Origin of the sequence: Leeuwenhoekiella parthenopeia (assembly GCF_020782115.1) — a bacterium.
Lineage (GTDB): Bacteria > Bacteroidota > Bacteroidia > Flavobacteriales > Flavobacteriaceae > Leeuwenhoekiella > Leeuwenhoekiella parthenopeia.
The window spans coordinates 94,063-107,900 of sequence record NZ_JAJGMW010000004.1; the positions used below are offsets into that span (position 1 = coordinate 94,063).

At 42.4% G+C, this 13,838-nt stretch carries 10 protein-coding genes and 2 tRNA genes; 8 read left to right on the top strand and 4 right to left on the bottom strand.

Annotated features, from left to right (window positions below; all coding sequences use genetic code 11):
• Nucleotides 1-55 precede the first annotated feature (55 nt).
• Together LLW17_RS04520 and LLW17_RS04525 are read right to left on the bottom strand one after the other, a co-directional pair.
• Entirely contained in the window at nucleotides 56-2,725 is a 2,670-nt protein-coding gene (locus tag LLW17_RS04520; RefSeq protein WP_228229076.1) for an AsmA family protein, read from the bottom strand.
• A gap of 51 nt (nucleotides 2,726-2,776) precedes the next feature.
• On the bottom strand, nucleotides 2,777-3,508 hold the full coding sequence (locus LLW17_RS04525; protein WP_228229077.1) for a queuosine precursor transporter: 732 nt from the start codon (nucleotides 3,506-3,508) through the stop codon (nucleotides 2,777-2,779).
• A gap of 129 nt (nucleotides 3,509-3,637) precedes the next feature.
• Here LLW17_RS04525 and folK point away from each other — a divergent pair, with 129 nt between their 5' ends.
• A complete protein-coding gene (folK, locus tag LLW17_RS04530; protein ID WP_262908932.1) occupies nucleotides 3,638-4,732 on the top strand; it encodes a 2-amino-4-hydroxy-6-hydroxymethyldihydropteridine diphosphokinase in 1,095 nt (364 codons plus the stop codon).
• 3 nt (nucleotides 4,733-4,735) lie between these two features.
• On the opposite strand, the gene LLW17_RS18845 is transcribed toward folK, so the two are convergent.
• A complete protein-coding gene (locus LLW17_RS18845; RefSeq protein ID WP_262908928.1) occupies nucleotides 4,736-4,870 on the bottom strand; it encodes a hypothetical protein in 135 nt (44 codons plus the stop codon).
• 114 nt (nucleotides 4,871-4,984) lie between these two features.
• Nucleotides 4,985-5,524 (bottom strand): RNA methyltransferase, encoded by a 540-nt coding sequence (locus tag LLW17_RS04535; RefSeq protein ID WP_228229078.1) that lies wholly within the window; start codon nucleotides 5,522-5,524, stop codon nucleotides 4,985-4,987.
• Nucleotides 5,525-5,692: 168 nt separating this feature from the next.
• On the opposite strand from LLW17_RS04535, the gene mutS reads away from it, so the two are divergent.
• The 7 genes from mutS to LLW17_RS04570 all read left to right on the top strand — a co-directional run bounded on the left by mutS (nucleotide 5,693) and on the right by LLW17_RS04570 (nucleotide 13,642).
• A complete protein-coding gene (mutS, locus tag LLW17_RS04540) occupies nucleotides 5,693-8,320 on the top strand; it encodes a DNA mismatch repair protein MutS (RefSeq protein ID WP_228229079.1) in 2,628 nt (875 codons plus the stop codon).
• A gap of 89 nt (nucleotides 8,321-8,409) precedes the next feature.
• A tRNA-Gly gene (locus LLW17_RS04545) sits at nucleotides 8,410-8,484 on the top strand.
• Between the two features lie 42 nt (nucleotides 8,485-8,526).
• Nucleotides 8,527-8,610: transfer RNA gene (locus LLW17_RS04550), tRNA-Leu, on the top strand.
• Between the two features lie 277 nt (nucleotides 8,611-8,887).
• Nucleotides 8,888-9,487 carry a hypothetical protein gene (locus LLW17_RS04555; RefSeq protein WP_228229080.1) on the top strand — a complete coding sequence of 200 codons (600 nt, stop codon included), beginning with the start codon at nucleotides 8,888-8,890 and terminating at the stop codon, nucleotides 9,485-9,487.
• A gap of 72 nt (nucleotides 9,488-9,559) precedes the next feature.
• Nucleotides 9,560-11,992: a zinc-dependent metalloprotease gene (locus LLW17_RS04560; protein WP_228229081.1), complete on the top strand. Its 2,433-nt coding sequence runs from the start codon at nucleotides 9,560-9,562 to the stop codon at nucleotides 11,990-11,992.
• A 584-nt stretch (nucleotides 11,993-12,576) separates the two neighbouring features.
• Complete coding sequence (locus LLW17_RS04565) at nucleotides 12,577-13,023, top strand: ferritin-like domain-containing protein (protein WP_228229082.1); 447 nt, start codon at nucleotides 12,577-12,579, stop codon at nucleotides 13,021-13,023.
• Nucleotides 13,024-13,195: 172 nt separating this feature from the next.
• Nucleotides 13,196-13,642, top strand: coding sequence for a ferritin-like domain-containing protein (locus tag LLW17_RS04570; RefSeq protein ID WP_228229083.1), 447 nt, complete (start codon nucleotides 13,196-13,198; stop codon nucleotides 13,640-13,642).
• The last annotated feature ends 196 nt before the right edge of the window (nucleotides 13,643-13,838 follow it).

A 13,838-nucleotide genomic window follows, 5' to 3' on the forward strand; every position in this document is an offset into this window, starting at 1 on the left:
ACGCTTCAGGCTATAAAACCTGAAGCGTTTTTTACTTCAACTAAAACCTTACGGCTTAATTGTTTGATTTTGTAGTGTCCTGTGCTGTTTTCTTTTTTCCAAACAAACCACCCAGTACGTCTTTAACCGCTTTGGAAGTTGCATTTTGAATTACCGAATCCCTTTGCGTTGTGGTCTTACCGGTGTTCCGGGTTGTGTCTCCCGGTTTTGCAGCACCGCCCAACACTCCGCCTAAAACATCTTTGATTTTAGATTCGGCCTGCTGCCCCAATTTATCTTTTTGGGTCGCAACAATTTGTTGCGTAAGACTGGATACGGCTTGCTGAGTGTTAATCACCACCTGCGGATTAGTAAAAGTTCCGGTGAGTTTTACGGGTAAATCTACCGTGTATTGCTCCAGATTTTGATTGCTAAGTCCAGCCAGGGCGCCTCCCAGTTTTGAGCCCAGATACGTACCGGGCACTCCAAGATCTAAGGTATAATTCATCGTATTTTCTAAACTATGGGTACCGCTCACCCCAACCCGTATACCTTTAATATTAAAATCGAAAGGCTTAACGGTCACCAGACCATCCTTAAAGCTGAATTGTGTTTTTAAATTGCTGAGATCAAGCCTGTCGAGATTTATAAATTCGAGATTGGTATCAAGCATTTGCAGCAGTTTCATCTTATCCGGATCAACTTCTACCGTTAGCAATTGTGCCAAAGCGTTACCTGCAAGACTCGATATAACCGGGGTAAGGTCATCATTCAGGTTTCCATTTAAGGTTATGTTAGTATTCAAAGCGCCCTGAAGCGCCCTTGCTATAGGCGCCAGTTGCTGAAACATCTCTAAACCTTCAAAAGATTCACTTATATTTACACTGTTCAGGCTCAAATCCATCCCAAAAGTTGGGGTTGTGGTTTTTGTACTTACATTTCCGGTAAGTGCAATTCTTCCGCCAAAAACATCTGACTGAATGTTATTCAAACGGGCGGTTTCGTCAGCGAGCGATATATTCCCCTTAACATTGCTAAGCGTAATATTATCGTAAATCACTTTACCCGCCGAAAAATCAATTCCTGCATCTAAAAAGGATGGGATTTTGATAGCCGTCTGTGCCGAAGCCGCGGTTGTTGCAGCAGGCTTTTCAGCGTTTGCAGGAGATGTTTCAACCACGCTGAAATCAGCCAGATCAACGGTGTTTGAATTAACCGTAAAACGGCCTTTAAGCTTCTGCTTAGACAGTAAAAAAGGTATCAGGTTTTCAATGCTACCCTTAGCTTTGAGATCGGTTTTACCTGTTTGTGCTTCCAAATTCTGAAGGCTTATAGTCCCGGGATTAAAACTCAGGTTAGCCTCGGCTACATTAAGCGCATTGGGCAACTCTGGAGAAACATATCTAAAATCCTTCAGACTGGCTGTCCCGTTGCTCTTGATGTTTTGGTACTGCTCTTTATCTACACTTTCCATATCAAAAGACGTGGTCATATCTACGGTGAGTAACCCATTGATATCCTGCTCCAATTCCAACGGATAGGCCTGTTCCAGATTGGCAAGATTGAGTTTGCCTTTAAGAGCAAGGTCTATAAGCGGATTTGTGGTAAGCCGTTTAATGGTTCCCTTAGCATTAAAAACATCCTGATCTATTCTGAAATTAAGATTATTAAGGCCTAAATAGGTGTCGTCAACGTTGCCGGTTTCATTGACAATGCGGGCGTCGATGATGATGTCCTGAACGGTTTTGGGCAGGTTAGGATATTTAAACGAGGCGTTGTTTGACTGAATCTCAATATTAAGCATCGGGATACGTTCTTCATCAACAATTCCATTAATACGGCCATTTACCACAAAATCTCCGGTAGTAGTAACCCCATCCAGGTTTTTCGCGTAAACCTCAGGAATGACCTGTAAGAAGTTTTTAAAATCACTTGAGGGGGTTTTAAACGACAGGTCAAGTTCATTGTTGTTCTCATTTACCTGCACCCAGCCTTCAAATACTAAAGGAAGCTGATTGACCAAAGCTTCATTTTCTTTAAACGTGTAACGCTGCTGAGACAAATTCATTTCGATCACAGCATCTAAAGCGATCTTGTTTTGGTTTAAATAATTTACGCCGTCAAAATCGAAGGACGCCAAAGCATTGGTAGTAGTGTTCAAATTAGAGACATCAGCCGAAAAATCACCACTCCCCTCGTGGTTCACTTCGCTAAGCCGCAGGTAGGTTTTTGTGCTTTCGTCGAGATAATTTATACGCGAGTTGGTGATTGCATATTCCTGCACTTCAAAAGTAAAAGCCCCAGATTGATCTGAAAGGGTATCATTAACCGCATTTGGGTTCTCTTTGGCAATATCATAATTTGCATTACCCAGACTGTCGATTTTGATATTTATAAAAGCGCGCTCCAGCGCAATCGCATCTACCGCAATAGGCTTATCGGTTGAAGTCTTAAACAGTTGCTTTACGCCCATTTCCAGCTCAAGCAACTCACCCGCTGCCAGCGTATCGCCTGCAAAAGGCTCCCTGTTGATTACCGTAAAGTTTTTTACCTGCACCGTCGCATCGGGAAAACTGCTAAACAAAGTGAGATCAAACTCTTCCCAGTCAACCGTCGCATTGAGGTTTTGATTGATAGACCGTTTTAATAAGTCTTCAAGCTGACTTCTAAACAAAAACGGAGCGGCAATAAGGGCGATAATAAGTACACCCAAAACAATGGCCACTATTTTCAGTATTTTTTTCATAAGTTTTAAATTAAAATTGCACGATCTACACTCCCTTTGCCAGGCTCTGCCTTAAAGGTTTTCGATCTGCTGATGGTATTTTATATCATTTCCTATCTCCTCACCGGGCGCCAGTTTAAACCGCTTTCTAAATAAATAAACACCCAGGTATAAAAAGGGCGTATCACAAACAGCTATCAGCACTTTAAACAGAAAACCGCTAAGCAGCAGTGTCCCAAAAAGAGCCCAGTCTATTTTACCAAAGCTACACAACAAGAGTAATACCGTAGCCGTATCGATAAATTGACTGAAGAAGGTTGAAAAATTATTTCGCAACCACAAGTGCTTACCTTTAGTGAGCCTTTTCCAGAAGTGAAACAGCTGTATGTCAATGTACTGAGCAAAAAGATAAGCCATCATAGAAGCCAGTACAGCGACAACCGTAGCTCCAAAAACTTTATCAAACAACGCATTATCTACAGGCGACCACTCGGTTGCGGGCACTATTGCAGAGGTATACACGATAAGCAGCGAAAAGACTGAAGCAAAAATCCCGGCTGTCACGACCTGATTAGCCTTTTTCTGACCGTAGATTTCACTTATGAGATCGGTTATTAGAAACGTAATGGGATAAGGCAGGATGCCCACAGATATTTCGAAGGTATACAGGCCGAAAAAATCCCAGTAAAAAAACTTTTGAAATATGAGGTTAGAAACTACCAGAGAACAAATAAATAAAGCTCCCAGTATAAAATAGATTCGATAAGCTGCAAGTGCATCGCGCTGGTTTAAGGTCTCTTGCATGAATCTCTTCGTATTTGCGTATTGGTTCTGTTCAAAATTAGCAGAATGTAAAGGGCTTTTACTTAAATTGCTCTTAAAATATATTAAGCACCCATTCCTATTAACTCACTACAAAACATCTATTTATCGCTGGGAAGCAATCAGGGAGATCCCTTTGAAAACCTTCAAAAAGCCGTTGATGCTCTATTTGCGGAAATAGGCAGCATAAAACAGATTTCACCGGTTTACCAATCGCAATCCTGGGGCTATGACGGGGCAGATTACCTCAACTGCGCACTTCATCTGGGAACCCGCCTTACAGCAGCAGAAGTCATCAAGACATGCCTTAAGATTGAAAAGGAATTGGGACGCGAACGAGAAAAAAACTCGGGCTACGCAGATCGCAGTATAGATATTGATCTTATTTTTTACGAAGACCAGCAACTCAATACTCCCTCGCTGATTCTTCCGCATCCCCGAATGCATTTACGTAATTTTGTTTTACTTCCGCTTTGCGACATAGACAAAGAACTGAAACATCCTGTTTTGGGCCAAAGTATGGAAGACTTGCTTAAAGCATCGCCAGACCCCGCTCACCCTGAGAAGCAATCCCGAAGGCTCAAAAATCCGCAGGATGACTACAGCCTAAATACTTTTAATTACATAACAATAGAAGGAAATATCGGCGCAGGGAAAACCACACTGTCTACGATGATTGCTCAGGATTTTAATGCCAAATTGATTCTGGAGCGCTTTAAAGACAATCCCTTTTTACCCAAATTCTATGAAGATCAGGCACGTTATGCATTTCCACTCGAAATGTCATTCCTAGCAGACCGCTATCAGCAATTGCTTGACGATATAGGCCAGTACGATTTGTTTAAAGATTTTATGATCGCCGATTATGACAGCTATAAGTCACTCATCTTTGCACGGGTAACCCTTGGGGAAGAAGAGTATGCACTTTATAAAAAGCTGCACCAGATCATGTATAAAGAACTGGTAAAACCAGATCTGTATGTGTATCTGTACCAAAACACAGAACGCCTTCTGGAAAACATTAAAAAAAGAGGAAGAGATTACGAGCAGAACATCTCTGAAGACTACCTCCTCAAAATAAATCAGGGCTATCTAAACTGGATAAAAAACAAAGCTCAAAACAACGTTAGAATCATTGACATTTCTGAACTTGATTTTGTAAAAAATCGCGCGGACTATCTCAGCGTCCTGAAGCAATTTATTTAGCTGCTATTTGTAATACAATATGGCCAATAAAACGATCATTACCGCAGTTGCGATAAGCACGCCCACAGCAATGCCCAGCTTGCGGCCATCCTTGCTGCCTCTTTGGTAGGAGGCATAGTGAAAATCATTAGCTTTCATAAGTCGGGTATTTAAGTTGGTAACGCAAATCTTAGGCTTAAAATTGTGACTTACACGGTTTTTAAAGAAACTTTAGCAAAGCTTTATGATTATTAACAATAATTTACCTATTCTCTATTCTTTCAGCACGGTGTTAACGTAAAAATCCCACAGCACTATCCCTGCGCTTACCGCGATATTGAGTGAGTGTTTAGTCCCTGATTGCGGTATTTCAATGACATAATCAGATTGATTTACGACCTCCTGCCCAACACCTTTTACCTCATTACCAAAAATAATAGCATAGTGCTTTTCGGGCTCAATCTTAAATTCATTCAGCATAACGGCTTCTTCAGCCTGCTCGACCGAAATCACAGTATAAGCCCGCTCTTTGAGTTCCGCTACAGCCTCTGCCGTGGTTTTAAAATACTTCCACGCTACAGATTCGGTAGCTCCCAAAGCGGTTTTAGAAATATCCTTATGCGGCGGCTGTGCACAAATACCGCATAAGTAAATGGCTTCGATCAAAAAGGCATCTGCGGTTCTAAATACCGAACCTATATTATTGAGGCTTCGAATATTGTCAAGAACCACCACTACCGGACTTTTTCGCGAAGACTTAAACTCGGCAACCGTTTTACGCTCGAGTTCGCTGTTTTTTAATTTTCGATTCATGCTGCAAAAATAGCTATTCGCGTTTACAATACAGGAGTGAAAAGAAGAACAGCTTAAAGCCTTTACATTGTTGAAAAAAAACAATAACTCACGTCTACTTAAGCCTGTTGTAACAAGCCGATTTTTTAATTTTAGCACATTCGCTAACGGGGAAAACACGCAGTTTTTATGACTAAAAAAAGCAAAGACAAAGGGGTAACGCCTTTGATGAAACAATACAACGGGATAAAACAAAAATACCCGGATGCCTTGCTTTTGTTTAGAGTAGGTGATTTTTATGAGACCTTTGGTGAAGATGCAGTTAAAGCTGCCGGAATTTTAGGCATCATACTTACCAACAGAAATAACGGCAGTGAACGCACCGAACTGGCCGGTTTTCCGCATCATTCGCTCAACACCTATTTACCCAAACTGGTAAAAGCCGGTTGCCGGGTTGCCATATGCGACCAGCTTGAAGACCCAAAAACCACTAAAACCATCGTAAAACGGGGCGTTACCGAACTCGTAACTCCCGGAGTTGCTTTAAACGACGAGGTACTTCAGGCCAAAAGCAACAACTTCCTGGGAGCCCTTCATTACGGCAAAAGACTGCTGGGACTATCGTTTCTGGATGTCTCAACCGGTGAATTTTTAACGACTCAGGGCGACATAGCCTATATTGATAAACTGCTTCAAAATTTTAACCCCAGCGAATTGCTCATCAGCAAAAAGCGTAAAGCAGATTTTAAAGAAGATTTTGGCACAGATTACCATTTGTTTTATCAGGAAGACTGGATTTTTCAAACCGACTTTGCTTACGAAAGTCTCAACAAGCACTTCAATACCAAAACACTTAAAGGCTTTGGTATTGAGCATCTTGAGGAAGGTATTATCGCAGCAGGGGCTGCACTGCATTACCTGAGTGAAACCCAGCATCACAAACTGCAGCATATTGCCCGCATAAGCCGTATTGCAGAAGACGCCTACATCTGGATGGACCGGTTTACGATAAGAAATCTGGAGCTCTATCAGGGCACTTCGGCAAAAGCCATTACCCTGCTGGATGTTATTGACAAGACCATCTCTCCTATGGGATCACGCCTGCTCAAACGCTGGCTGGCCCTTCCGCTTAAATCGATACCCGCAATAGAAGAGCGCCTCGAAGTAGTAGACTATATGCTGAAGCAGCCCGATTTCTACGAAAAGCTTTCGCAGCACATTAAAAAGATAGGCGATGTCGAACGGCTTATTTCAAAAGTTGCTACTGCGAAAGTGTCGCCCAGAGAAGTGATACAGCTTAAGAATTCGCTTGAAGCTATGGTCCCCATCAAAGCTCTGGCGTCTCAGGCTCAAAATGATGCGCTTAAAACACTTGGAGACAAAATAAACAATCTGGAGCATTTGCGCTCTAAAATCAAGGAAACCCTTAATGAAGAAGCGCCCGTAAATGTGCTTAAAGGAGACACCATTGCCACCGGATTTCACGCTGAACTTGATGAATTACGCGGTCTTGCCACCAGCGGAAAGGATTACCTGGATCAAATGCTTCAGCGCGAAACCGAACGCACCGGAATTACTTCGTTAAAAATCGCATCAAACAACGTATTTGGTTATTATATCGAAGTTCGCAACACCCATAAAGACAAGGTTCCCGAAGAATGGATCCGCAAGCAGACTTTAGTAAATGCCGAGCGCTATATCACCGAAGAACTCAAGGAATATGAAGCTAAAATTCTGGGAGCCGAAGAGCGCATTCTCAGCATAGAACAACAACTTTTTGGGCAGCTCGTATCCTGGATTACCCAGTTTATAGAGCCGGTACAAACCAATGCCAATACCATCGCCCGCCTGGATTGCCTGCGTTCCTATGCCTGTCTGGCAAAAGAAAACAACTATGTCAGACCCGAAATTGACGAATCGTTTGATCTGGAAATCAAGGAAGGCCGTCATCCGGTTATCGAAAAGCAGCTCCCACTGGGAGAACCCTATATTGCAAACGACACCTACTTAGACCGTAAGGAGCAGCAGATGATTATGATTACAGGACCAAACATGTCTGGTAAATCGGCTATCCTGAGGCAAACGGCATTGATCGTACTCCTGGCTCAGATGGGAAGCTTTGTTCCCGCACAATCTGCACGCATAGGCGTGGTAGACCGCATATTTACGCGGGTGGGAGCCAGCGACAACATCTCTATGGGTGAATCTACCTTTATGGTAGAAATGAACGAGACAGCCAGTATTCTAAACAACCTTTCCGAGCGCAGCCTGGTTCTGCTTGATGAGATTGGCCGGGGTACCAGCACCTATGACGGAATTTCCATTGCCTGGGCGATAAGCGAGTACCTGCACGAGCATCCGGGAAGACCAAAGACCCTTTTTGCCACGCATTATCATGAACTCAATGACATGTGCAAGACCTTTGAGCGCATCAAAAACTTCAATGTTTCAGTAAAAGAGCTTAAAGACAACGTGCTCTTTCTGCGAAAACTTGTTCCGGGAGGCAGCGCGCACAGCTTTGGGATTCACGTGGCCAAAATGGCCGGAATGCCCCAGCAGGTTTTACACCGCGCCAATAAAATGCTCCTTCAGCTCGAGAATTCAAACCGGAAAGAAGATCAAAAATCTGCGCTTCAAAAAGCAGCCGATGATGAAATGCAACTGAGCTTCTTCAATCTTGACGATCCGCTTTTGGAGGAAATAAAAGACGAAATACTTCATACTGATATAGATACGCTCACCCCGGTTGAGGCCCTGATGAAACTCAATGAGATCAAACGTATGCTCGTGCGCAATTCAAAAAACAAGGTTTCGTAATCAATTTTATTTTTTTAGGAATTTTGCTTTGCAGATTGAAGAAATCTTGTAAATTTGCATCCGCATTAGACAATTGGTCTAGCACATATGCGAAAGTAGCTCAGGGGTAGAGCATCACCTTGCCAAGGTGAGGGTCGCGGGTTCAAATCCCGTCTTTCGCTCCAGTAGAAACTCCATTTGAAATGGAGTTTTTTTTTAAAAGCCCGGCTCGGGTGGTGGAATTGGTAGACACGTTGGACTTAAAATCCAATGAACATTAGTTCGTACGGGTTCAAGTCCCGTCCCGAGTACTTAAAACCCTCTTAATCATCTGATTGTGAGGGTTTTTTTGTTGTTCTATTTGTTAATGTTTTAAAAATTATCAAATATGTAAAAGTTTACAACTTAGCGTGAAATCTAGCTTTTGTATATTTGTAAAAATAAATGCTTAAAACTGAGAAAAATTAATTTAAAGACCGGATCGCCCCTGCCAAATTCCGGATTTAGACATGTCATTCAATTTCAATTGCCGGCACTGTAGAACTTTAAAAGTCTCTAAATTGCATATCCTAAATCCAATCTCCTTTTATGTTTTTTTCAAAACTGTTTAAACGAAATGATACCTTAGATAAAAACATGGAGCGCCATCTCCTGTTTGCTCCTAATTATCTGATCACCACCGAAGAACTTACCAGGGCAAAGCGCTATATTTTTGGAGGGCATTCTATACTTGTTATCGAAGAAACATCAGAAGGAAAGGGACTTTACTTTGTACGCAGCCGTACTTCAAAATCAAATAAATTTACCCCCGAAACCGATAACCAAATTCATATCGGGTTTCAATCGATCAAAGACCAGCACTATATCATTTTTGGCCTGCGGCAGGAACTTACAGCTCTTCAGCCCGGAGACCAGATCACTTTCAGCTTTAAAAATGAAGAGGAGCTCCATCTAAAATTGGAGTTACCCTCTGAAAATTTCGGTGAATCCAAAAAATACGCCTGCAACCTGCGTGCACAAATCTCACCGGAAGAAGTTGAACTTTTTAAAAGCCGACTAGTCCACAGCTACAGCGCGAAAAAGAGTGATGGTAAAGAATTGGGCGAGTCCGAATTAGACAAAGACTTCAGCCGAAAGCTGAGAGAACTTTCCCAGACTTACGCATTTTGCCTGAGACACTACTACTAATTACTCCTTTAGCCTTTATTTTAAGGGCATTTTAAACACGAATTGAGTAACTTCAGCAGCAAAAATTAATTTATGCTGAAACGTATTACTCTTATAGGTTTTGCCGCCATGCTTACCTTTGGCTGCAAAACACAACAAAAAGCCGCTGCATCTGCCGATGCCGCAAAGCCTAAAGCGAAAGACGCAAAATTTAAACCTTATAGTGAGGTAATTACCAAAGAGGCAGTTTCTGATGCCGGACTCTTTACCACCCACCGGGTAGACGAGAAGTTGTACTTCGAGATTCCCGACTCGCTACTTAATAAAGATATGCTGCTTGTAAGCCGTATTGCTAAAGTACCTTCAGAATATGGCGGCGGTTATGTGAATGCCGGTTCTAAAGTAAATGAGCAGGTTGTTCGCTGGGAACGCAGAGGCAACAAAGTTGATATAAAAGTCATCAGTTTTGAAAATGAAAGCGATGCCGAAAGCCCCATTACCAAATCGGTTTTGGCTAACAACTTCTACCCTATTTTGTTTAGCGCAGATATTAAAACCTTTTCCAAAGATTCTTCTGCCGTAGTAGACATCACCGATTTCTTCAGTAAAGATATCAGTGCGATCAACCCGGTATCTTCCCGAAGCCGCAAACAATACGGCATCAAAAGGCTGGACAGCGACCGTTCGTATATCGAATCGGCAAATGCCTATCCTATGAATATCGAAGTTAAACACGTAATGACCTATGAGGCCGAAGATCCACCATCTCGTGATCAGGCCGGAACGTTGACCTTTTTAATGAATCAGTCGATGATTCTTCTTCCCGAAGACAAAATGCAACCGCGACTGGCAGATCCCCGCGTAGGCTGGTTTACCCTTAGAAAATACGATTACGATTCAGACGAACTCAAATCTGACGATTACCGCATCCTGAAACGCTGGAGGCTGGTCCCAAAAGATATAGAGGCCTATAAGCGCGGCGAACTCGTTGAACCCGTAAAACCTATTGTATATTATCTGGATCCCGCAACTCCGATGAAGTGGCGCCCCTATTTTAAGCAGGGTATTGAAGACTGGAATAAAGCCTTTGAAGGTGCCGGTTTTAAAAATGCCATCATTGCCAAAGATCCGCCAACTGCTGAAGAAGACCCTGAGTTTAGTCCGGAAGACGTGCGCTACTCGGTTATACGTTATGTAGCCAGCACCACACGTAATGCCGTGGGGCCTTCTGTAGCAGACCCGCGAACGGGTGAAATTCTGGAAAGCGATGTAATCTGGTACCACAATCACCTGCGCTCCTATCGCAACCGTTTTATGATAGAAGCCGGCGCTCAAAATCCCGATGCCCGCACGCTAAACACTCCCGAAGAGGAAATTGGCGAAATGATGCGTATGGTGATCGCTCATGAAGTAGGCCACGCCATTGGCCTTCCGCACAATATGAAAGCCAGCTCGGCCTATCCTACCGATTCATTGCGTGTGGCTTCGTTTACTCAAAAGTACGGTCTAACCCCTTCTATTATGGATTATGCCCGGGTGAACTACGTGGCGCAACCCGGTGACGACGGTGTGCGCTACATCCGTATGATGGGACCTTACGATATGTATGCCGTAAACTGGGGATACCGCTACTTACCCGCAGCGGATTCTCCTGAAACAGAAAAAGAAACTCTGGACCAATGGATTCTGGACAAGGCAGACAACCCCTGGTATCAGTTTGGCAGTGCAGACGGTATTGACCCGCGCTCCCAAACCGAAAGTCTGGGCGACGACAACATCAAAGCCAGCGAATACGGCCTGGCTAATCTCAAAAAAGTGGTGCCTAACCTGATTGACTGGACAACTAAGGACGGCTACGGCTACGACAGCCTTGATGAAGTCTATGGCGAACTCACCGGCTTATGGCGCGGATATATCTTTCACGTCATTACCAATGTGGGCGGTTACTACGAGACCATCAAAACTGCAGATCAGGATGGAGCGGTTTATGAGCCGGTGCCTAAAGAAATTCAGGAGCGAGCCGTGCGTTTTTTAAACGATCACGCATTTAGCACTCCGGAATGGCTATTACACGAAGAACTTTTAAACCGAATTGAATCAACCGGTGCCATTGAGCGAGTAGAAAGTCTTCAATCGCGGGCACTTAGTGGTCTGTTGAGCACAAGCCGCCTAAACCGTATGGCTGAAAACACCGAAAACAACGGCGCTGTTGCTTATACTCCATTAGAGTTGATGACCGATCTGCGTACAGGAATTTTTAGCGAGTTGTATCGTGGTCAAAAGACCGATGCCTACCGACGAAACCTGCAACGCAGTTTTATCGATATCGCTTCAGACTTTATCAATAAAGAAAAAGCTAATGATGATGAAATCCTGAAATCAGATGTAAGCGCCCTGATGCGCGGTACGCTTTCGCGACTGCGAAATGATTTAAGAAATCGCAAAAACGCGACTTCAGACGGGATGACCCGCCTGCATTATGAAGACTTGATCGCCCGTATCGATCTGGCTTTTGAGAATAATTAAAACAAAATCAATGACATTCTAAATTTTGGATTTGCCTGGCTAGCACCTGTAAATACTAATGCTGGTAATTAAATTTGAATCGATGGGCTAATTTTCTTCTTTAGCATTCTTTTTCTTCAGCATAGCAAGAAGTCTCCGTTGAAAATTTTCGAAGCCCTGGAGAAAATTTAAGAGGCTTCTTGCGGTTTTGCCTGATAAGGCAAAAATGCCTAAGAAAAAGTGTCCTTTCTTTTGTTACTTTTCTTTGGACAAGCAAAGAAAAGTAAAGAAAATTATCACTAACTATTCGTATTCTAACCCAATGGATTTCCCTTTATAATTCAAATAGATATTAGAAAAGAAATTCTTTTGACTAATGCATTTATTTTAGAAAAGGATTTATACCAAAATATTAAGTACACTAAACCTAACGCGCTGCAGCTTTTGCAGCGCGTTATTTTTTTAACAGAAATACTCTTAAACCTGCTGTTAATTCCCCTTAAAACGGGTTAAATCCTGTTAATGATGATTTTAGCAATCCCAATCAAATGTAACTTGATGAAAAGTTCGAGAGAATCGGGCGAAGAAATTTAAAAAATCAAGCTATGAGTTATTCAGAAGAAATGGGCAAAAAGCTCAACGAATTGTTAGAAAAAAATTACGATGCAGAAGCCGGATATAAGAAAGCGGCCGAAAAAGTAAAAAACGCAGCGCTTAAATCCTACCTCCTGAGCCGCGCACAGGATCGTTACGATTTTGGACACGAACTAAAAGCAGAACTCAAAGGTTTTGGTCAGGAACCGGATAAGGGTACCAGTCTTGCCGGTGACGCTCACCGTTTATGGATGGACCTGAAAACCGCACTTTCTTCAGATAAGGATGAAGCTGTTTTGGAAGAAGCCATTAGAGGTGAAAAAGCAGCCTTAGAAGAATACAACGCGATCATTGAAGATACCGAATTACCAACTTCTACTGCTACCATTTTGGCTACCCAACGCAACAGTGTGAAAATGGCACTAAACGAAGCCAAAGCTCTGGAAGTAACTGCATAATAAGAACTTTCAGGTGTGTTTTCCCAATTGATGTTAAAGCTTCAGCTATAACGTTAAAGCTTCTTAATTAATTTGGAATCAGACACTTAATCCCTTATATTAATTATGAACGTTAACGAAACACGTTCACTACTAACCAAAAATGTTTCGATAATTTAAAAGACGATTGAAGATGAAGTATACCGAGAAAATTTCGAATAAACTAAATGAATTATTAACCAAGAATTACGATTCAGAAGCCGGATATAAATTAGCTTCCGAAAACGTAAAGAATAATACTTTGAAAGAATATTTTAATGCGAGAGCCAAAGAACGTTATGATTTTGGCCATCAGCTGAAAAATGAAATCAAAGTATATGGCGAGACTCCCGATAAGGAAACCAGCTTAGCCGGCGATGCGCACCGCGTGTGGATGAATGTAAAGTCGACCTTATCTAACGATAGTGAAGAAGCTATTTTAGAAGAAACTATCAGAGGTGAGAAAATGGCAATCGAAGAATATAATAACATTCTCGAAGAGCCAAACTTACCGCCCACGACTGAGTCCATTTTAAAGGTGCAGCGCGATCACATCAAGAGTGCTTTAGAAGAAGTAAAAGCATTTGAGATTATGGCGTAAAAGCCCCAATATTTGAATTAGCCGGCGATTAATTCGCCAGAAAAACAGCTCTGACAGTTTTGTCAGGGCTGTTTTTTTGTTTCGTCTAAATCCGTTGATAACTGCTGAGAAGATTCCTTTATAAAGCGAAGGCATTTCTATAATTTTAAACGTTTAGCAGTTTTCGCTTTCGCGAAAAAATTTCATCCCCGAAACA

Bases quoted from the DNA above. Each gene is read 5' to 3' on its own strand.
- LLW17_RS04560 (WP_228229081.1), top strand. From the start codon at position 9,560: ATGCTGAAACGTATTACTCTTATAGGTTTTGCCGCCATGCTTACCTTT.
- LLW17_RS04535 (WP_228229078.1), bottom strand. From the start codon at position 5,524: ATGAATCGAAAATTAAAAAACAGCGAACTCGAGCGTAAAACGGTTGCC.
- mutS (WP_228229079.1), top strand. From the start codon at position 5,693: ATGACTAAAAAAAGCAAAGACAAAGGGGTAACGCCTTTGATGAAACAA.
- LLW17_RS04565 (WP_228229082.1), top strand. From the start codon at position 12,577: ATGAGTTATTCAGAAGAAATGGGCAAAAAGCTCAACGAATTGTTAGAA.
- LLW17_RS04520 (WP_228229076.1), bottom strand. From the start codon at position 2,725: ATGAAAAAAATACTGAAAATAGTGGCCATTGTTTTGGGTGTACTTATT.
- LLW17_RS04525 (WP_228229077.1), bottom strand. From the start codon at position 3,508: ATGCAAGAGACCTTAAACCAGCGCGATGCACTTGCAGCTTATCGAATC.
- LLW17_RS04555 (WP_228229080.1), top strand. From the start codon at position 8,888: ATGTTTTTTTCAAAACTGTTTAAACGAAATGATACCTTAGATAAAAAC.
- LLW17_RS18845 (WP_262908928.1), bottom strand. From the start codon at position 4,870: ATGAAAGCTAATGATTTTCACTATGCCTCCTACCAAAGAGGCAGCAAG.
- LLW17_RS04570 (WP_228229083.1), top strand. From the start codon at position 13,196: ATGAAGTATACCGAGAAAATTTCGAATAAACTAAATGAATTATTAACC.